Source organism: Devosia epidermidihirudinis (assembly GCF_000971295.1).
Taxonomy (GTDB): domain Bacteria; phylum Pseudomonadota; class Alphaproteobacteria; order Rhizobiales; family Devosiaceae; genus Devosia; species Devosia epidermidihirudinis.
This window is the reverse complement of sequence record NZ_LANJ01000045.1, coordinates 185,879-206,149: the sequence shown is the minus strand read 5'-3', so window position 1 is coordinate 206,149 and position 20,271 is coordinate 185,879. Positions and strand designations below refer to the sequence as shown.

At 62.3% G+C, this 20,271-nt stretch carries 17 protein-coding genes and 1 other RNA gene; 13 read left to right on the top strand and 5 right to left on the bottom strand.

Annotated elements, in window-relative coordinates:
• The first annotated feature begins 36 nt into the window (after positions 1-36).
• On the top strand, positions 37-1,605 hold the full coding sequence (locus WH87_RS16425; RefSeq protein ID WP_197410833.1) for a tetratricopeptide repeat-containing diguanylate cyclase: 1,569 nt from the start codon (positions 37-39) through the stop codon (positions 1,603-1,605).
• On the opposite strand, the gene WH87_RS16420 is transcribed toward WH87_RS16425, so the two are convergent.
• Positions 1,550-2,923 carry a M16 family metallopeptidase gene (locus WH87_RS16420; protein WP_046140482.1) on the bottom strand — a complete coding sequence of 458 codons (1,374 nt, stop codon included), beginning with the start codon at positions 2,921-2,923 and terminating at the stop codon, positions 1,550-1,552. The genes WH87_RS16425 and WH87_RS16420 overlap by 56 nt on opposite strands.
• 4 nt (positions 2,924-2,927) lie before the next feature.
• Positions 2,928-4,283, bottom strand: a complete 1,356-nt coding sequence (locus WH87_RS16415; protein ID WP_052726624.1) for a M16 family metallopeptidase — start codon at positions 4,281-4,283, stop codon at positions 2,928-2,930.
• Positions 4,284-4,592: 309 nt separating this feature from the next.
• Between WH87_RS16415 and ettA the strand changes: the two genes are divergently transcribed.
• From ettA to WH87_RS16400, 3 genes are read left to right on the top strand one after another with little or no spacing between them, the layout of a single operon-like run.
• The gene (ettA, locus tag WH87_RS16410) at positions 4,593-6,248 is read left to right on the top strand and encodes an energy-dependent translational throttle protein EttA (protein WP_046140484.1); all 1,656 of its coding nucleotides are present in this window, start codon (positions 4,593-4,595) and stop codon (positions 6,246-6,248) included.
• Between the two features lie 48 nt (positions 6,249-6,296).
• Positions 6,297-6,623 (top strand): hypothetical protein, encoded by a 327-nt coding sequence (locus WH87_RS19685; RefSeq protein ID WP_046140485.1) that lies wholly within the window; start codon positions 6,297-6,299, stop codon positions 6,621-6,623.
• 31 nt (positions 6,624-6,654) lie between these two features.
• Positions 6,655-7,509 (top strand): alpha/beta fold hydrolase, encoded by an 855-nt coding sequence (locus tag WH87_RS16400; protein WP_046140486.1) that lies wholly within the window; start codon positions 6,655-6,657, stop codon positions 7,507-7,509.
• Positions 7,510-7,646: 137 nt separating this feature from the next.
• Here the strand turns inward: WH87_RS16400 and WH87_RS16395 are convergent, their stop codons facing one another.
• Positions 7,647-8,096, bottom strand: coding sequence for a host attachment protein (locus tag WH87_RS16395; RefSeq protein ID WP_046140638.1), 450 nt, complete (start codon positions 8,094-8,096; stop codon positions 7,647-7,649).
• A gap of 187 nt (positions 8,097-8,283) precedes the next feature.
• On the opposite strand from WH87_RS16395, the gene rarD reads away from it, so the two are divergent.
• Positions 8,284-9,231 (top strand): EamA family transporter RarD, encoded by a 948-nt coding sequence (rarD, locus tag WH87_RS16390; protein WP_052952334.1) that lies wholly within the window; start codon positions 8,284-8,286, stop codon positions 9,229-9,231.
• On the opposite strand, the gene WH87_RS16385 is transcribed toward rarD, so the two are convergent.
• Positions 9,191-10,099, bottom strand: coding sequence for a hydrogen peroxide-inducible genes activator (locus tag WH87_RS16385; RefSeq protein WP_046140487.1), 909 nt, complete (start codon positions 10,097-10,099; stop codon positions 9,191-9,193). The genes rarD and WH87_RS16385 overlap by 41 nt on opposite strands.
• A gap of 104 nt (positions 10,100-10,203) precedes the next feature.
• On the opposite strand from WH87_RS16385, the gene katG reads away from it, so the two are divergent.
• The 8 genes from katG to rnpB all read left to right on the top strand — a co-directional run bounded on the left by katG (position 10,204) and on the right by rnpB (position 18,627).
• Positions 10,204-12,417, top strand: a complete 2,214-nt coding sequence (katG, locus tag WH87_RS16380; protein ID WP_046140488.1) for a catalase/peroxidase HPI — start codon at positions 10,204-10,206, stop codon at positions 12,415-12,417.
• Between the two features lie 184 nt (positions 12,418-12,601).
• Positions 12,602-13,732: a DUF2336 domain-containing protein gene (locus WH87_RS19135; RefSeq protein WP_197410832.1), complete on the top strand. Its 1,131-nt coding sequence runs from the start codon at positions 12,602-12,604 to the stop codon at positions 13,730-13,732.
• Positions 13,733-14,168: 436 nt separating this feature from the next.
• Entirely contained in the window at positions 14,169-15,098 is a 930-nt protein-coding gene (locus tag WH87_RS16370; protein ID WP_046140641.1) for an ArsR/SmtB family transcription factor, read from the top strand.
• Positions 15,099-15,110: 12 nt separating this feature from the next.
• A complete protein-coding gene (gene metF, locus WH87_RS16365) occupies positions 15,111-16,016 on the top strand; it encodes a methylenetetrahydrofolate reductase [NAD(P)H] (protein WP_046140489.1) in 906 nt (301 codons plus the stop codon).
• A gap of 2 nt (positions 16,017-16,018) precedes the next feature.
• Positions 16,019-16,375: a GFA family protein gene (locus tag WH87_RS16360; protein ID WP_046140490.1), complete on the top strand. Its 357-nt coding sequence runs from the start codon at positions 16,019-16,021 to the stop codon at positions 16,373-16,375.
• A 186-nt stretch (positions 16,376-16,561) separates the two neighbouring features.
• Positions 16,562-17,353 (top strand): hypothetical protein, encoded by a 792-nt coding sequence (locus tag WH87_RS16355; protein WP_156458264.1) that lies wholly within the window; start codon positions 16,562-16,564, stop codon positions 17,351-17,353.
• Positions 17,354-17,512: 159 nt separating this feature from the next.
• On the top strand, positions 17,513-18,208 hold the full coding sequence (locus WH87_RS16350; protein ID WP_245622455.1) for a J domain-containing protein: 696 nt from the start codon (positions 17,513-17,515) through the stop codon (positions 18,206-18,208).
• Between the two features lie 33 nt (positions 18,209-18,241).
• An RNA gene (gene rnpB, locus WH87_RS19160) (RNase P RNA component class A) lies at positions 18,242-18,627 on the top strand.
• A gap of 645 nt (positions 18,628-19,272) precedes the next feature.
• On the opposite strand, the gene WH87_RS16345 is transcribed toward rnpB, so the two are convergent.
• Positions 19,273-20,199: an ABC transporter substrate-binding protein gene (locus WH87_RS16345; protein WP_046140492.1), complete on the bottom strand. Its 927-nt coding sequence runs from the start codon at positions 20,197-20,199 to the stop codon at positions 19,273-19,275.
• Positions 20,200-20,271: the final 72 nt, after the last annotated feature.

The window sequence follows — 20,271 nt, the reverse complement described above, 5'->3', positions numbered from 1 at the left end:
CAGCAAGACCTGAATACATCCCTTGCAGAAGGGTGGGTGAAAGCGCGTACTGGTCAGTGGCAAAATGGCCTGGCTGACGCGCAGCGGCTGTTTGTTATTGCTCAGGAGCAGCTGGACGATTGGGCGCTTGCTGAGTCCATGCTGCTGATTGCCTGGTTTAGCCTGCAAATGGGGCATGCCAGCGACGGCATCGAAAGCGCTGACGGCGCCAAACGCCTCTACCTGCGCTGTGGCGATCGCGCCAAGCATGCGTTTTCCGCCTCCGTGCAGGCCTGGCTGCTGATGGAAATCGGGCTCATCGATGAGGGCTTTGCCGAAAGCCAGACGGCCCTGACGCTGGCCGAGGCTGCCGGCGACGCGAAAACCCTTGCCTTTGCGCTGCACACCAAGGCCATTGCACTGACCCTGACGCGGCAGCACGAGTTGGCGCTGCCGGTGCTGAAGCGTGCATTGGAGGCCGCAGAACGCGCCGAAGATCTCGCGACCATGTCGCTGATCAACAACAGCTTTGGGTATTCTTACGGCGCCAAGGGCGACGTTATGCTCGATAGCGGCTTGGCTGAGGAGAGTCGGCCGCTGATCGATACTTCCATTGCCTACTTCATCACTGCCGCAGAGCAGGCGCAGGCCTGCGGCGACATCGGCTATTTCGTCACCTCCGTCATTAATCGCGCCGAAAGCGAGACACTGCTCGATCAGGTTCCGCGCGCTCTGGAGCTTCTGGACACGGTATCCCATCTGCCGCCGTCGCTGGGGCCGCGCAGCGAGGCGCACTACATCTATACGCGGGCGCAGGCCCAGCTGCGTCTTGGCCAGACCGAGGAAGCACTGGGCCTGTGCGAGCGGGCACTCGAACTGGCGCAGCGCGCCAATCACCTCGACAATCAGGTCAATGCCTTCCGGCGTCTGTCTGAGGTCTATGAGATGATGGGCAATTACGAGCTGGCGCTGCACAATCACCGCAAACTCTATGCGGCCTATCACCAGCAAATGGGTGTGTTGACCCAGCGGCGGGCGCAGATGAGCGAAATGCGGCTGGAGAACGCGCGCTTGCGCACGGTGGCCGAGCAGTTCGAGCAGTTGGCGACGCATGATGCGCTGACCGATCTGCCCAACCGGCGCAGTTTTGACGCCATACTCGCTGGCATGGTGGGCAGCACCTTCGCCATCGGCATTCTCGACCTCGATCATTTCAAGCTGGTCAATGATCGCCACTCACACGGGGTGGGCGACGATGTGCTGCGCCGCACCGGGGCGCTGCTGGCCGCGCAGGGTGAGCATCTGACGGCCTTCCGGCTCGGTGGCGAGGAGTTCGCGCTGGTGTTTGCGCATGGTGATGTCGAGCAGGCCTGGCAAAGCTGCGAGCAGGTCCGCACCGTGCTGCAAAGCTTCGACTGGAACCAGGTGGCCAAGGGACTGCATGTCACCTGCAGCATCGGTCTGGCGGTGGGCGAGGCGCCCGACGAGATCATGCCCGCAGCGGACAGGCGGCTCTATCGGGCCAAGGCGGCCGGGCGCAATCAGGTGGTCGCGCACGACCTTGAGATGGTCAGTTCACCGATGGCGTCGCTGGCTCCGCTGGAGCGGGGTTCTCCGCCGTCGTGAGCGGCGGCCCGATCAGCAGGATGGTCGGCTTGACGCTCAGCAGCTTGGCTGCAACCGCCTTCACATCCTCGATGGTCACGGCATTGAGCAGGTCCGCGCGCTCGTTGATGTAGTCGATATCCAGACCACGCAATTGCAGCCCCACCAGCGTATTGGCGATAGAGCCCGATGAACTCAGCTCGTTGATGGCATAGGAGCCTATGGCGTATTTCTTGGCCGATGCCAGCTCTTCCGGCGTCGGGCCATCCTTGGCCATTCTGGCGATAACATCTTCCGTGACGGTCAGGGTTTCGGCGGCTCGGTCGGAGCGGGTGGAGGTGTTCACCAGCAGCACATTGGAGTGCTTGAGGGTCATCATCGATGAGCTGATGCCATAGGTCAGACCGCGCTTTTCACGCACCTCATCGGTCAGGCGCGAGGAGAAGCCGCCGCCGCCCAGGATCTGGTTCATCAGCGAGGCTGCGTAGAAGTCGGGGGCCTCACGCTTCAGGCTTGGAAAGGCCATGTAGATCGCGGTCTGGGGCAGGTTGTAGTCGACGAACAGGTCTTTGCCGAAGGTTGGCTGAATGTCGGGGACATCAACCAGGTCGGGCTTTTCGGGCAGGTCGCCAAACAGCATGTCCAGCGTTTCGCCCGCCGTCTTGGCGTCGATGGCGCCGACAATGCCGACATGCAGGTTCGAGCGCGCGAAATTGGCGGTCTTGAACGCGCGCAGGTCATCAGCGGTAATGCTGGCGAGCGAGACTTCGGTGCCCTGGCTCTGGCGCGCATAGGGGTGATCGCCAAACAGCGCCTTGGCCCATTGCTCTCGCGCAGCGGTGCCGGGGTCTTTTGCCGAGGCGATGATCCCGGCGACGATCTGGGCGCGCATGCGGTCGATCGGGTTCTGATCGAAGCGCGGTTCCTGGATGGCCAGCTTGAGCAAGCCAAAGGCCTCCTCCCGCTTGTCGGCCAGCATGCGCATCGAGCCATAGACCGCGTCCTGATCGGCCGCGAAGCCCATTTCAGCGCCGTCATCGTCGAGCTTGGTCTGGAAGGCGTCGCTGTCGAGATCGCCGGCGCCTTCATCGAACAGGGCGGTCAGCAGGTTGGCGGTGCCTTCCTTGCCGATGGCGTCCTGTGTGGAGCCGCCTTCAAAGGCGAAGCGGATGGTGATGATGGGAACCGAGTAATCCTCAACCAGCCAGGCATTGATGCCCTTGGGCGAGGTCACATCCTGAAACACCACTTCAGCATAGGCCGGAACGGCCAGCACGAGGGCGGAGAGGACGGTGACAAGGCCAGCGATACGGCGGGGGAACGCGAACAGATTAGTCATGGGCTTATTGCGCTCCGGTTGTTTCGGGCGGCAGCAGATAGCTGGTCACGGAAATTGCGGGGTTGAGGTATTTGGCGGCGACGGCCTGCACCTGCTCGGCAGTGACGGCGCGGATGCGGTCAGGCCATTCGGTGATGTCCTTGATGGTGCCCCCGCTGGCGAGGCGGCTGCCATAGAGGTTGGCCATGCTGGCCTGAGCGTCATGGGCAAAGATCATCGAGCGGACATAGCGGGCCTTGGCGCTGTTGAGTTCAGCCTCGGTGACGCCGTCTTTGATCAAGAGGGCCACCTGCGCATCGACGGCAGCTTCCACCTCGGGCAGGGTGTGGCCGGGCTGGGGCGCGCCATAAATGGTGAAGCCGCTCGGATCATAAGCGCCGCCATCATAGCTGGCGCCGGCGGATGCGCCGATGCCGTCCTTGACGATGACCTGCTGATAGAGACGGCTGCGGCTGCCGCCGCCGAGTATCTCGGACAGCAGGTCAATCGCCTCGGCCTCGCCGGGCTCTGCGGTGCGATAGGTCGGGACGATCCAGGTGCGCGAAAAACTTGGAATGCCGATCCGCGCGTCGGACAGGCTGACGGTGCGCTTGGTATCCTGCACCGGCTCGGATGGACGAACGCGCGCTGGCAGATCGGGACCGCGCGGCACCTTGCCATAGGTTTCCTCGGCCAGCGTGCGGACCGCTGCAGGCTCCACATCGCCCGCAATCACCAGCACGGCGTTGTTTGGGGCATAATACTGGTCATAGAACGCCACGGCGTCGGCGCGGTTGAGTTGCTCGATCTCCTGCATCCAGCCAATGGTGGGGATGCGATAGGGGTGGTTCTGGAACAGGGTGGCGGTGGTTTCTTCCTGCAACAGCGCCTGCGGACTGCCGTCGACGCGCATACGGCGCTCTTCAAGCACCACGTCGCGCTCAGAGCCAATGACATCATCGGTGAGCACGAGACCGCGCATGCGGTCGGCTTCGATGTCCATCATGGTGGCGAGCGCGTCGGCCGGCACTGTCTGGAAATAGGTGGTGAAATCGCTTGTGGTGACGGCATTACCATTGCCACCGATCTCGGTGACGAGGCGATCCAGCTCACCGGCCGGATGCTTGACGGTGCCCTTGAACATCAGGTGTTCGAGGAAGTGGGCAATGCCCGACTTGCCGGGAGCCTCGTCGGCGCTGCCCACCTTGTACCACACCATATGGGTGACAATGGGCGCACGGTGATCGGGGATCACCACAACCTCAAGGCCGTTATCGAGGGTGAAATTCTGGATGGCGGTATCCGGGGCTGTGTCTTCTGCCATGGCGGGCAGGGACAGGACGGTGACCAGCGCAAGGGCCAGTCCGTGTTTCAAGATCATCGACGGCTCCGGGAAAGTCATACGGTGGCAATGGAGTAGACGAGGCGACGCCAGTGCGTGAAGCAATTGTTTGTCATCGGGGGCAAAGGCAAGCGGTTGGAAAGTCCTTTTGACGCAGCGAGACCATAAACGGCGCGGGTTTTCGGCCTAGCAGCATGATTGGCAAGGCTATTCGGGTCATTGGCTTACGGGGTGTCCGCATCCCGCCATCCCTAACGCCAATTGTGGTGGCATAGGGGCGTGTTGCCCTTATCGGAGCCATCGCCTACATACGGGCCCAAATTCTTCCATTGCGGGGACCAAAGCCGAATGGCTCGCCAGTTTATTTATCACATGCACGGAATGTCCAAGTCTTATGCCGGTGGCAAGAAGGTGCTGGATAACATCCACCTCAGCTTCTACCCCGACGCCAAGATCGGCGTTCTGGGCCCGAACGGTTCGGGTAAGTCGACGCTGCTCAAGATCATGGCTGGCGTGGATACCGAGTTCCAGGGCGAAGCGTGGGCCGACAAGGGCGCTAAGGTGGGCTATCTGAGCCAGGAGCCCGAGCTTGATCCGGCACTGAACGTGCTCGGCAACGTCATGACCGGCGTCAAAGAAAAGAAGGCCGTCATCGATCGTTACAACGAGCTGATGATGGAATACTCGGACGAGACCGCCGACGAAGCCGCCAAGCTGCAGGACCAGATCGACGCCGAGAACCTGTGGGATCTCGAATCGCAGGTCGAAGTGGCCATGGAAGCGCTGGGCTGCCCTCCGGGCGATGCCGACGTGACCAAGCTGTCGGGTGGTGAGCGTCGCCGCGTCGCGCTGTGCGCGCTGCTGCTCTCCAAGCCAGATCTGCTGCTGCTCGACGAACCGACCAACCATCTGGACGCTGAGACGACCGCATGGCTGGAGCGTCACCTGCGTGAATTTGCGGGCGCCGTGCTGATCATCACCCACGATCGCTACTTCCTCGACAACGTCACCGGCTGGATTCTCGAGCTCGACCGTGGTCGTGGCGTTGCCTATGAAGGCAATTACTCGGCTTACCTCGGTGCCAAGGCCAAGCGCTTTGCCCAGGAAAAGAGTGAAGATGCTGCGCGCTCCAAGGTTCTGGAACGCGAAAAGGAATGGATGGGCCAGTCGCCTCAGGCGCGTCAGTCCAAGTCCAAGGCGCGTCTCAAGGCCTATGACGAGCTGGTCAAGATCAACGACGCCCGTACGCAGAGCCAGACCGCCCAGATCATCATCCCACCCGGTGAGCGCCTGGGTCACAACGTGATCGACGTGGAAGGCCTGTCCAAGTCGTTCGGCGATCGCCTGCTGATCGACAACCTCACCTTCAAGCTGCCCCCGGGCGGCATTGTGGGCATTATCGGGCCAAACGGCGCGGGCAAGACCACGCTGTTCAAGATGCTGACCGGTCAGGAAGCCCCTGATGCGGGTTCGGTGACCGTCGCCGAGAACGTGCATCTTGGTTATGTCGACCAGAGCCGCGATAGCCTCAACCCAAACAAGACTGTCTGGGAAGAAATCTCGGAAGGCGACGAAATCCTGATGCTGGGTAAGCGCGAAATGAACTCGCGCGCCTATACCTCGACCTTCAACTTCAAGGGCGGGGATCAGCAGCAGAAGGTTGGCAATCTGTCGGGTGGTCAGCGCAACCGCGTTCACCTCGCCAAGATGCTCAAGTCCGGCGCAAACGTGCTGCTGCTTGACGAGCCCACCAACGATCTGGACACCGAAACCCTCGCCGCGCTGGAAGAGGCGCTCGAGGAATTCGCCGGCTGCGCAGTGATCATCAGCCACGATCGTATGTTCCTCGATCGTCTGGCCACCCACATGCTGGCCTTTGAAGGCGACAGCCATGTCGAGTGGTTCGAAGGCAATTTCGCTGACTACGAACAGGACAAGATCCGCCGCCTCGGCGCGGATGCAGTCAATCCAAAGCGCGCGACTTACAAGCCGCTGACGCGTTAATATGATCGGGCGGGCCACGAGCCCGCCCTTTTTGCTGTGGGGGCAGGAATGAAGCTTATGGGGGCGGCCCTGGTCTGGGGCCTGTTGGCGGGAGCGGCTCTGGCCGCGCCGGGGGAATGCACGGTGACGGGCTTTGAGCCCTTTGCCTGTGATGTCGTGCTGGACGGAAATGGCCTGACGTTTGAATTGCCCGATGGGCAATATTTGGCCTTTGCGGCCGGCGAAGCCGATAGCGGTACGGTCTACCTGACCCCCGCAAATGCGGCGCCGGGTCGTGCACCGGTGGACATGGGCCGCTTTGTCAGCGGCGATGCGCCGGGGTGCTGGGTCGGCACGCGTAAGGAATTCGAGTTCTGCGCTCTGGTGCAGCAGTAGATCAATTGTAGTGCGTGGAGTTGCGTGCGTGATGTCGAAGCCGTTTTCGCTGCAGGTTGGCGGGGCCAACCTTTCCGGCCTCAGCGTAGGCGAGGGACTGCCGGTGGTGTTTCTGCATGCCGGGGTCTGCGACAAGCGCATGTGGCAGAGTCAGATGGACGCCGTGGCCGAAGAGGGCTGGCAGGCCATCGCCTATGATCGGCGTGGCTATGGCGAAACCACCAGCGTCGATGAGCCGTTCAGCCATGTGGATGATCTGATCGCTGTCCTCGACGCGCATGACATTCACGCGGCGGTGTTTGTCGGCTGCTCGATGGGTGGTGGTTTGGCGATTGATTTCGCGCTGGCCCATCCCGGTCGCATCATCGGCCTGGTGCTGATCGGCACTTCGGTCACCGGCGCGCCGTGGACGGCAACGCAGGCCGAATCCCAGATCGAGGCGGCCGAGGAAGATGCCTTCGAGCGCGGCGACCTTGATATGCTCAATCGCGTGCAGGCGCATGAGTGGCTCGATGGTCCTCGGGCGCAGAGCGGTCGTGTCGGCGGGGCCGTGCGCGAGCTGTTTCTGGATATGAACCGGCTGGCGCTGAACCAGCCAGGCCTGACGCAGGAAGAGCGCCCTGCATCTGCATGGGACCGCGTATCCGAAGTCGGTGCACCGGCACTGCTCATGGTGGGTGATGAGGATTTCACCGCGTTGATCGAGCGCCACGATCACCTCTCCGAAGAAATGCCGAACGCCTTTGCCGCCGTGCTTGAAGGCGTGGCGCACATCCCCAGCATCGAGCGCCCCGACCTGGTGAACTCGCTGCTGCTCGAATTCCTCGATGCCATTGAAGGCGGCGATGACGATGACGAGGATTTTGAGGATGAATCAGAGGCTTAGACAGGATCGCAGAGGTCTCGTTGGATAGACCTGCCGGATTGATTCAAGTGCCGATCAAACTGAATCCGGCGCGCCGCGCAAAGCATTGATTTGAAAAGTAAAAAGGCCCGCCATGCAGCGGGCCTTTGTCGTCTGCGTCAGGCGGCGAGGATGCCGTCGAAGTGCTTGTCGAGTTGCGCCGAGGGCAGGTTAGTCAGGTCCTTGTTCAGCTCGGCAATGATGGCTTTTTTGACCGCCGGCGAGATCGACTTGCGCAAATCGCCGAGGGCGATTGGAGCCGCGGCGATGACAAGGCGGTCGAAGGCGCCGTTCTGGATCTGATGATCGAGTTCATTGGCGACGGTTTTGACGAACTCGGCTTCGCGGTGCTCGACCGGGTCTGTGCGGGGCTCCATGCCACCGCGACCAAAGCCGCTTGGTGTGCGGTGGGCGCCGGGGCGGTCGCTGACGATATCCTGCGCCTGCAATGGCTCGATGGCCCAGTCCATGCCCTCCACTGGCTTTAGCCCTTTGCCGGGTCCAGTGTTTTCCAGCACGCGTGCCTGTGCGCCATTGGCGATCAGGACCCAGGTGACAGTCTTCTTCATGGTGGGCTCCTCTTTGTGGACAGAACTTGGACGCGTCAGCGTCAGGAGGTGAACTCGCCCCGAGCCAAAAGGTTGGCGCGTCCCATCACCGCAGGCATGCGGGCTGATCACAAACTCTGATTGGTCGCGCTGGAACGCCGCTGCTATCACCGAGCCGTGACGCCCCGTGGTGGGCGCGGAGTTGATCATGTCGCTGCCAGAATCTGCGCCCGAGGCGATTGCCCCTGCGAGCGTTGCCGCGCCAACCAGCGTGGATGTGAACGAGGCGCGCAACGGCGTGTTAGCGGCGCTGCTTGCCTATTCGGCCTGGGGCTTCCTGCCGCTGCTGTTCCGCGAACTGCATTCCGTCAATTCGGTGATGATCGTGGCCGAGCGGACCGTGTGGTCGCTGGTGCTGCTGTCTATCATCCTGATCTTCACCAAGGGCTATGGCGAAGTGCGGGCGCTGTTTGCCGACCGCCGCCGGGCCACCATGACGCTGGTATCGGCCGTGCTGCTCGCTGCCAACTGGCTGCTCTATGTGTGGGCGGTGGAAAGCGGGCAGGTGCTGGAAGCCAGCTTTGGCTATTTCATCAATCCGCTGGTCAATGTGGTCATGGGCATGGTGCTGCTCGGCGAGCGGCAGAACAAGCTGCAGACGATCTCCATCGTGATTGCGACCATTGGCATTGGCATTCAGGCGCTTGGCCTCGGGAACGTGCCCTATGTGGCCCTCGGCCTGGCGCTGACCTTTGGCTTCTATGGCTATTTCCGCAAGACCGCCCAGCTTGGGCCGGCATCGGGGCTGTTCGCTGAAACGGTGATGCTGGCGCCGTTCGCGCTGGCCTATGTGATCTTCAACATCGCCACCACAGGCATTGGCGCGCATGGCGATCCATACCTGATGTTCATGCTGATCCTGACCGGTCCGGCGACGGCCATTCCGCTGCTGCTGTTTGCCTTTGCGGTGCGTCGCCTGCGGCTGACCACGATCGGCATGTTCCAGTATATCGCGCCGTCGATCCAGTTCCTGGTGGCGATCTTCCTGTTCGGCGAGCACCTCAACGGGCTGCGCCTGTTCAGCTTCGCGCTGATCTGGCTGTCGCTGATGGTGTTCAGCTACGATAGCTTCCGGCGTCGGGGCGGGCGCGGATAAGCGCCGCCATCTGCTCGAAGATCGCACCGAACGGCGTGGCTTCGCGCCACACCAGCGACAACATGCGTCCCGCGCCGGGCGACACCAGCGTGTGAATGGCGATGCGCGGGTCGGTGGCCTCCTTGCGCAGCGCAATCTGGGGCAGGAGGGTCACGCCCTGCCCGTTGGCCACGAACTCCACAATGGTCGATAGCGACGTAGCCGCGAAAGTGCGGGCCGATGGATCGCTATCCAGACGGCATGCGGCAATAGTCTGGTCCCGGAAACAGTGGCCCTCGTCGAGCAGCAGGATACGCTCGGGCGCAAGGCTGGTCAGCGAGACCGGCGCTGATGTCAGCTCATTGCGGCTGGTGGCCAAAACGAACTGATCCTCAAACAGAGGGGCACTGACGAGGCGCGGACCATGCTCGGGCAGGTCGGTTCCGATCAGCGCTACATCGAGGCTGCCATCGATCAGCCCGGCCAGCAGCGCATCGGTGCGGTTTTCGCTGACGGTGAAATCAAGGCTGGGCAGGCCCTTGGTCAGCGCCGGGAATATCTCGGGCAACAAATAGGGCGCGACGGTGGGAATCAGCCCGAAGCGGATCGGGCGGTCGGGTTGACCGGCATGGCCCTCGGCAAAGGCTTCCAGCGCATCGACACCATCGAGGACGCGGCGGGCGCGACTGATGAACTCCGTGCCAAACGGGGTCGGGCGCGCCCCACCACGCAGGCGGTCGAACAGGGAGGTGCCGCACTCCTCCTCGATGGCCTGGATTTGCTGGCTGAGCGCGGGTTGGCTGATGTTGCAGGTGGCGGCGGCGCGGCCAAAGTGGCCCGTTTCGGCCACGGCAACGGCATAGCGCATCTGTTTGATGGATAGCTGCATGATAGGCTCACCTTATCATAACAAGAGGATCAATCAATTTGCCTAATCGACATCGCTGCGTCACAACGAAACCTTAGTTTAGAATCGTTCCAGCGGAGTCCATCATGACCGATAATATTACCCCCGATCACCCGGCCGAGGCCGCTGGCGGCAAGTGTCCGGTGGATCACGGTCAGCATGGTGGCGCTGGTCGCAGCAATCGTGATTGGTGGCCAAACCAGCTCGATCTGTCCGTGCTGCACCAGCACTCCGTGGCGGCCAATCCGCTCGGCGAAGCCTTTGATTATGCCGAGGCGTTCAAGTCGCTCGACCTGGCTGCACTCAAGGCGGATATCCGCGCGATGCTGACGGATTCGCAGGATTGGTGGCCCGCCGACTTTGGTCACTATGGCCCGCTCATGGTCCGCATGGCCTGGCACAGCGCCGGCACCTATCGCGTGCAGGATGGTCGTGGCGGCGGTGGTGCCGGTCAGCAGCGCTTTGCGCCGCTCAATTCCTGGCCAGACAACGTCAACCTCGACAAGGCCCGTCGCCTGCTGTGGCCGCTCAAGCGCAAGTATGGCAACAAGATTTCCTGGGCTGACCTGTTCATCCTGACCGGCAACGTGGCCCTGGAATCCATGGGTTTCCAGACTTTCGGCTTTGCCGGTGGCCGCGCTGATACCTGGGAGCCAGAGCTCGACATTTATTGGGGCAAGGAAGGCGAATGGCTGGCCGACAACGAGCGCTACACTGAAGAGCGCCAACTCGACAGCTCGCTGGCTGCGGTGCAGATGGGCCTGATCTACGTCAATCCAGAAGGTCCTGGCGGCAATCCCGACCCCGTCGCTTCGGCACGCGATATCCGCGATACCTTTGCGCGCATGGCCATGAACGACGAAGAAACCGTGGCGCTGATTGCTGGGGGCCACACCTTCGGCAAGACCCATGGTGCTGGCGATGCCGGTCTTGTCGGTGCTGAGCCGGAAGCGGCTGGCATCGAGGCGCAGGGCCTCGGCTGGGAAAACAAGTTTGGCACGGGCAAGGGCGGCGACACCATCGGTTCGGGCCTTGAAGTCACCTGGACCACCACGCCAACCCGCTGGAGCAACAACTTCCTGTGGAATCTGTTCGGCTATGAGTGGGAGTTGACCAAGAGCCCCGCTGGCGCGCATCAGTGGATTCCAAAGCACGGCATGGGCGCAAACACCGTTCCCGATGCGCATGACCCTGAAAAGCGTCATGTGCCCGCCATGCTGACCTCGGACATCGCGCTGCGCGCTGACCCGGCCTATGAAAAGATCGCGCGTCGATTCCTCGAAAACCCAGACCAGTTTGCCGACGCGTTTGCCCGCGCCTGGTTCAAGCTGACTCACCGCGACATGGGCCCACGCAGCCGCTATCTCGGCGCGGAAGTGCCAGCCGAAGAACTGATCTGGCAGGACCCAATCCCGGCGCTCGATCATCCCGTGATCGATGAAGCCGATATCGCAGGTCTCAAGGCCAAGATCCTGGCGACCGGCCTGTCGGTTTCCGAGCTGGTCTCGACCGCCTGGGCATCCGCCTCGACCTATCGCGGCACCGATATGCGCGGTGGTGCCAATGGTGCCCGTGTGCGCCTGGCCCCGCAGAAGGATTGGGAAGCCAACCAACCAGAACAGCTGGCGCGCGTGCTGGCCGCTCTTGAAGCCATTCAGGCTGAGTTCAATGCTGCCCAGACGGGCAACAAGAAGGTCTCTCTGGCCGATCTGATCGTGCTGGCGGGTTCGGTTGCTGTCGAAAAGTCGGCTCGCGACGCCGGTTTTGCCGTCAACGTGCCGTTCACCCCCGGTCGTATGGATGCGTCGGCTGAACAGACCGATGTGGAATCGATTGCCTGGCTGGAGCCAACCTCGGATGGTTTCCGCAACTATCACCGTGGGCCAAACCGCCTGTCGGCTGAGGCTGCGCTGATCGACCGGGCCCAGCTGATCGGCCTGACCGCGCCAGAGCTGACCGTGCTGGTCGGTGGCCTGCGCGTGCTCAAGGCGGGGGTTAGCGAGCATGGTGTGTTCACCGCACGTCCAGAGCAGCTGACCAACGACTTCTTCGTCAACTTGCTCGACATGGCCACGCAGTGGAAGCCTGTCGGCAATGGCATCTATCAGGGCACGGATCGTTCCACCGGCGAAGGCCGCTGGACTGCAACCCGCGCCGACCTGATTTTCGGTTCGCACTCGCAGCTGCGCGCGCTGGCCGAAGTCTATGCGCAGGCCGACAATGGCGAACGTTTCGCCAAGGACTTCGTCGCCGCCTGGGTCAAGGTGATGAACGCCGATCGGTTCGATCTCAGCGCATAAAGCCTGCACAAGGCGGATGTGAAATGGGGTCTCGGAGCATTGCTTCGGGGCCCTTCTTTTTACCCGGGCAGCTGTCAGCTCGATAAAATTTGAATCAAATTTCCGGGCTCCCCTTCAGTGCATGCAAGAGAGTGGGAGAGCATTGTCGCCGTCGATATGTGCCGCAATGGCCGAGGGATTGACGATGAGCGAACTTGACGAAGGCCTACCGGCATTTTCGAGCTTCCGCGTATTGAACGGCGAAGACAACAATTCCGAGCGCGAGCAATTGTTCCGCAACATGGCGCAGTTGTTCAGCTACGTGTCGGATCGCTGCGACGACGATCAGGTCGCCCAGTATGACGAAGTGCTGTGCCGTCTCGCCGCTTTTGTCGAAGTCGAGGCGCGGGCCCATGTCGCTATGCTGCTGGCGCCACTGGATCGGGCACCCGGTACGGTGGTGGTCAAGCTGGCCAATGACGACATCGAAGTTGCCAAACCACTGCTCGAGTTTTCGAGTGTGCTGAGCGACGATGATCTCATCGACATCATCAGCAGCCAGAGCGAAGACCATCGTGTTGCGATCGCCAGCCGCATGAGCGTGGCCGAGCGTGTCGGTGATGCGATTGTTGAGCATGGCGAGACGAGCTCGGTCGTGCGTCTGGTGCGGAACTCAAATGCCGAGTTCGATCAGGCAACGCTGCACAAGCTGGTCAAGCGCGCCACCCGTGATGCCGAAATTGCCGCTGACCTTCGTGGTCGCGCCGACATCGACTGGAAGACGCTGCGCGGCGAAATCGACACCGCCGCGACCAGGGTGCTGGAAGATCTGGGCGGTCCGAACCGTGCCATGGACCCGGTGGCCGCCGGCAAGCTCAATGCTGTCGTGTACAACCGCATGCGCAACCGCGCCGGCTTTTCCGCCACCGAGTGGAAAGTGGCCTACAATCAGGTCAAAGCGCTCAGCGATCGTAAGCAGCTCAATGAGCGCGCGTTGGCTCGCTTCGCCCGCTTCGGCTACGGCCACCATGCGGCTGCAGCGCTGACCGTTATGCTGCGCGTTGGTCCCGAGGTCATCGTCAAGTGGCTGGCGGCGCAGGACTATGTCGCGGTCACGGTTGCCCTCAGCGCCGCAGGCCTAACGCCGGATCTGTTCGAGGCGGTCGTTGCCACGTTGCCCTGGCGAGATCTGCCCACGCAGTCCGAAAAGGACATGGTGCTGGCCCGCTTCAACAATATCGAGAGCGGCGAAGCATCTGCCATCTTCGAACTCTGGCGCGCGCACTCCTTCCGCAAGCGCCCCGCGCACGAAGACCAAATGGCCGTCAGCGCCTAAGCGCTCTCTGGTCCCAGCGGGTCGCCCTATCCCAATCGTCACCCTCGGGCTTGACCCGAGGGTGTTTTCTTTTGTGGGGGAGGGAAGACCCCTCGGGGCGAGCCCAAGGGTGACGAGCGGTGGGTGAGGGAGCTTACGAGTTCGGCGCGCGCCCCAGCAGATCTCATCCTGAGCCTGTCGAAGGACGAGGTCGTGGCACCCGAGCCTCCACTCGCTCGACCCCGTGAGGTCTTTTAGGCGATATGTCTTCCCACCCACCGGGCTGCCCTCGGGCTTGATCCGGGGGGCGCTCACGTCCGAGGACAGCGCGGTATCTGGCGCTACTTGATGCAATCCGGCCCACATTCCAAATTCCCCCTAGACCTCCACCTCAAATCGAATATAAAGATATCTTTATATCTCGTGAGGGTGTGCATTGGCGGATTTGGAGACATTGGTGGGGGTGCTGAAGGCAGCGGGGGAGGATACCCGGCTGCGTCTGCTTGCCTTGCTCGCCGATGGCGACCATTCCGTCAAGGATCTCACTGAAATCCTCAAGCAAAGCCAGCCCCGTGTGTCGCGCCACCTCAAGCTTTTGGCGGATGCGGGACTGATCGAGCGCAAGGCCGAGGGCGCCTGGGCCTATTATGGCCTGCGGCAAGGCGGCGATGGCGCCGCGCTGGCCGAATGGGTCGTCGGGCGTCTGGAAGATTGTGATGCCGATCGCCGCCGCGATATTGAGCGGCAGCAGGCGGTCCGGGCCAGCCAGCAGGCGCTCGCTGCCGAATATTTCGCCAAGGTCGCCGGCAGCTGGGACTTGCAGAAGACATTGCATGTGCCCGAGGAAGCTGTTGAAGCCGCTGTGGTTGCGGCGCTGGGCGATCGGGTCGTGGACCTGCTTATCGATCTTGGCACCGGCACCGGGCGGATGCTCGAATTGCTGGCCGACCATTACAAACGCGGCATTGGCGTTGATGCGAGCCGGGAAATGCTGGCCGTCGCCCGTTCGCGCCTTGCCGCAGCGGCGATTGGGCATGCCCAAGTGCGGCTCGGCGATATTGGTGAGCCCGATATCGCCATCGGACAGGCCGATGTGATCGTGATCCATCAGGTGCTGCACTATTTCGACGACCCCGGCCGCATGCTGGCGCAGGCTCGCCGCCTGCTCAAACCGGGTGGGGAAATGTTGATTGTCGACTTTGCCCCGCACGACCTCGAATTCCTGCGCACAGAACATGCCCATCGGCGGCTTGGCCTATCGCATACCCAAATGAGCGGCTGGGCCGCTGCCGCCGGACTCCAGATGGAGACCGTGCGCGAGTTTCCCGGCGATACCAGCAAACGTGGCTTGACGGTCTGCCTGTGGCGCCTCAGCGACAAGAACTGAACGGACAAGACCATGCTTGATGACAATCTCCGCGCCAGCCGACAGACGGCCGACAAGCGCCCAGACCTGCAGATTTCCTTCGAATTCTTCCCGCCCAAGACAGACGTTATGGAGGAAAAATTCTGGGATAGCGTGCACAAGCTGGCGCCGCTCAAGCCTCGCTTTGTGTCGGTGACCTATGGTGCGGGCGGCTCGACGCGCGAGCGCACGCTGCGCATGGTCAGCCGTATCAAGAAGGATACCGGGGTCGATGCGGCAGCGCATCTGACCTGCGTTGGCGCGACCCGCGATGAGGTCGACGCCGTGGTGCGTGGCTATCAGGATGCGGGTATCAACCGCATCGTGGCGCTGCGCGGTGATCCGCCAGAGGGCGTTGGTCAGCCGTTCACACCGCATCCCGAGGGTTATCAGAACGCCGCCGATCTGGTGGCAGGCATTCGCCGCATCGGCGATTTCGATATTTCCGTCGCGGCCTATCCGGAAAAGCATCCGCAGAGCCCTGATTGGGCCTTCGAGATCGACAATCTCAAGCGCAAGCTCGATGCAGGCGCGACCCGTGCTATCACGCAGATGTTCTTCTCCAACAGTGATTACCTGCGTTACGTCGAGCGCGCCCGCGCCGCTGGCATCACGGCGCCCATCGTGCCGGGCATTCAGCCGATCCATAATTTCAAGCAGATTTCGGGCTTTGCCGGACGCACCGGCGCCTCGATCCCGAGCTGGTTGGCCGAGCGCTTTGATGGGCTCGACGATGAGCCGGAAACTCACGCATTGGTTGCGTCCGCCGTTGCGGCCGAGCAGGTTACCGAGCTGCTTGATGAGGGCGTGACCGAGTTCCACATCTATACGCACAATCGCTCGCCGTTGGCGCTGGCGCTGGCCCGTATTCTGGGCCGCCGCCCAACGCAGGAGTCCTGACTATGAGTGGACCGCATGTCGAGGCATCCTGCCATTGCGGCGCGGTCCGCTTCACGCTCGATGCCGCGCCCGAGGTGGTGACAGATTGCAATTGCTCGATCTGTCGCCGCTATGGCGTGCTCTGGGCCTACTACTCGCCCACCCAGGTGCATTTTGATCCCGCGCCACCTGAGACCGACACTTATGGCTGGGGCCGTCGCGGCATCCTGTTTCATCGCTGCAAGACCTGTGGCTGCATGACCCACTGGTCCTCGGTAGACCCAAAACGCGATCGCATGGGCGTCAATGCGCGCATGCTGGAGCCCCAGGTTCTGGCCGCAGCCAGGGTACGCCTGCTCGATGGGGCCTCGGCCGATTAACCTTGCGTTCACCATGATCTGGTGGCATGTGCACATCGCCTAAGCCTTAGGGGACCGAAAGGCGTCATTCAGGTCCCGTTCAGCTGGCAGGCCGCACTGAGGCGGTTCGGGCCGTTTCATAAAATGGCCACTAACATCCGGCTCCTTCCGACCCAGAGAGGGCGGACCAAATCGGGACGTATGACCATGAAGCTTGACCGCCGCATTACCAATGGCCTTGCTTGGGCAGGTGTTGCCGTCGTCATCGGTGTGCCAACCGCCGACTGGATCGCCGGCCATTTCGCAGGCGACAATTCTGGCGCCGCACCACAAATTGCCGTGATCGAACCCTCCGCTCCTGCGCCTGCCGCAGCGAGCCCGGAAACTGCTGCCGCCGCCAAGCCTGCGGCCACTGACGCGCTCGATAGCTTTGTTCAGTCTGGCCGCAAGCTGCCCAGTTATATCACTGGTGGCGATGACACCCCGCAGGCCGCAATGCCTGCGCCCGCAGCGACGCCAACCCGTCCGGCCGTCACCCCGCCAGCTGTTGCCAATGCGCCTGCCGTGACCCAGCCAACCGCTCCCGTCACGCAGCCTGTGACGACACCTGTTGATGTCGCCGCTGTGCCGCCTGCCAAGGTGGCGCCGGTGCCGCGTCCGCTCTCTATGCGCCCTAAGACCCCCGTTGCCGTGGTCCAGCCCAGCCAGCAACCTCTTATAGTCCAGCCCAATCAACCGCTGATCGTGCAGCCGCAGGCCCCCGTCGTGGTGCAGCCGCCGGTGACCGTCACCGCGCGCGATCTCGATGACTGGGAAACCGGGCCGCTGTCGGAGTTTCTCGCCCAGCGTGAGCGCCAGCAGCAGGGGCAGCGTCAGCCCGCCGCGCCAAACAATGGCTCGAATGGCTTTTTCCTCGACCAAATTCCCAATGATGTTCAGCCCCAAGGCACTTATATCGGCCCCGTGACTGATGGTTTCTACTCACCGTTCACACAATGATGTAGTGCCGCTATGCAGCGGTGAAGGTGGACCAGGCGCTGTTCACCCGATAGATTGCGCAAATCACGCGTGATCGCCTCCCGCGCTCTGCCGACGAAAGGCAAGCCTATGCTCTGCTGCGTGCGCAAAGCCGAAGAAAACAAAGATATCTGGCACAAAATGTCGACCTTCCTCGGCTCGTTCAGCGAGCGCACGGGAGTGGTCGGTTCCTTGGCCAACATGCTTGACCCAGATACCTGGCTGCCGGGTGGGCGCGATGCTGCCTTCACCCTGGCGCTGATTGCGCTTGCCGCCAAGATGGCAGTGGCCGATGGCGCGGTGACGGCGTCCGAAGTGCGTGCTTTCCACGCGACGGTCGAAATCGCCGAGGGACAGGAGTCCCAGGTCGAACGCCTGTTCAATCTGGCCAAGCAGGATGTGGCGGGCTTTGAAAGCTATGCCCGCAAGATCCGCCGCTTTTTTGCGGATAGCCCGGATACGCTGGAGCATGTGCTCGACAGCTTGTTCTTCATCGCCACTGCCGATGGCATGGTGCATGAGGCTGAGCTCGACTATCTCAAGACCATCAGTGACATTTTCGGCTTTGACGATGCGCGCTTCGAGCAGATGGCCAGCCAGCACGTCGTGCTGGATTCCAGCGTTGACCCCTATGTGGTGCTTGGCCTCGCGCACAATGCTTCGCCCGAGGAAGTCCGCCGGGTCTATCGTCTGCTGGTGGCCGAGCATCACCCGGATCGCCTGATTGCGCGCGGCGTGCCCGAGGCACTCATCGATGTGGCGACGGCGCGCATGGCGTCGATCAATCTTGCCTATCAGGCCATTACCAAGCCCCGCCGGCCTGCGCTGCTCACTTGACGGCGAAGCGCGGCTCGCTCACAAGCACGCCTGCCAGTTGACCGGGTGACCGCTGGCGGATGGGTAACTGTCCGCGGGAGGAAAGTCCGGGCTCCTTCGAAACACGGTGCCGGGTAACGCCCGGCGGGGGCGACCCTAGGGAAAGTGCCACAGAAAGCAAACCGCCGGCCTTCGGGCAGGTAAGGGTGAAAGGGTGCGGTAAGAGCGCACCGGGCGACCAGCAATGGAAGCCGCACGGTAAACCCCACCGGGAGCAAGACCAAATAGGGATGACGCGGGACTTCGGTCCCAGCCAGTTTTGAGGCCAGATCATCCGGGTTGGTTGCACGAGCGTCCTGGTAACAGGCGCCATAGATGAATGGTCACCACGTCGCGGCAACGCGGCCCTACAGAACCCGGCTTATAGGTCAACTGGCGTTTACCTTTTCAGCGATGCGGATGCATCTGGGCGCATCGCACACGCACTGCCCGCACCACCGTCATTGCCCGGCTCGTCCGGGCAATCCACTTTGCGGCGCGTCCCAGGGACCACCCGGACAAGCCGGGTGGTGACGATTGGGGAGACGAAGGGGATTCTGACCACTCCCGCTCTCACACCCACAATCGCTTCCCCGGGATCATGTCCGGGGACAGCGCCTGTGTCCGTTGTGAGGGTGCACATCTGCGGCTCTGCCCAACAGATTTCTTGGGGACGCACCGCCCCCACCCCCGTCATTGCCCGGCTCGTCCGGGCAATCCACCTTGCGGTGGGTGCCAATGGACCACCCGGACAAGCCGGGTGGTGACGATTGGGGAGGCGAAGGGGATTCTGACCACTCCGCTCTCATACCCACAATCGCTTCCCCGGGATCATGTCCGGGGACAGCGCCGGTGGCTGTTGTGAGGGTGCACATCTGCGGCACTCCCCGACAGATTTCTTGGGGACGCACCGCCCCCACCCCCGTCATTGCCCGGCTCGTCCGGGCAATCCACCTTGCGGTGCGCCCCATGGACCACCCGGACAAGCCGGGTGGTGACGATCGGGTGAGGGATGGTGCTTCCATTCCCCCCAGCCTCGTGCCCCTCTAAGCAAATAACCCCAGCAGTCCATCAAACGCCTGCGCGACGTGGCGCGAAGTGTAGAACGAGCCAAAGTTTGTGTTACCGGTCATTTCACGCACCTTGCCATTGGCCACGGCGGGCAGGCGCAGCCACAAGGGGTCGTCGGCCAAAAGCGCGAGATCGCCATTGCTGCTGTTGGCGAAGAGAATTCCGTCCGCCTTTTCCAGTGCTGCGCCCATGTTCTCGTAGGACACGAGCCCATATTCACCCAGCAGCGCCGGATCGATCGTGCGCACTGCCAGTTCGGTCATCACTTCGCCCTTGGGATTGTTGTAGTCGCCCTGATCGGGCAGGTGGACGCGGAAGGATTTGTCGTCGGGGAAGTACTGCACCGAGGCGAGCGTTTTGCCAGCCAGCGTCGCGGCGTGGCGGGTTTTGATATCGGTGATGAGAGCGTCGTATTCGGCGATGGCCGCTGCGGCGGGTTCCTGCCGGTCCAAAGCCTCGCCGAGGGCGAGCAGGTTGTTACGCCAATTGGTCTTGAAGCTGGTGGTCAGAACCGGGGCAATCGCGGTCAGGCGCTTGGTGGGCCACCATTCGTCGTCCGGCTCATCGCCCGAACAGATGATCAAGTCTGGGGCCAGGTTCAACACGTGTTCGGCAGTGGTCGGCATGTCGAGGTCTGCCATGCCCTCGGGCACCGGCACCCACGGTCGGTTTGCCCAATAGCCCGAGGCGATTACATCGAGGCCCAGCACCAAGGCGGGCTCGAGATCGGTGCGGTGATCAATGGTCACCACCCGCTGCGGATTGAGCGGCACTTCGGCGGTGCCTAACAGCGTGGTGACAGTCTTGGTCTCAGCTGCAAAAGCGAGGCCTGGGAGGGTGGATGCTGCTGCAAGGGCGGTCGCGCCCAGTGCGAATTGACGACGGGTGACGCGGGTGCTCATCGAATGCTCCGGAAGAACGATTGCACAGCGCTGTAAGATATTATGACTTAAATAGTCAATTATATTGTGTCA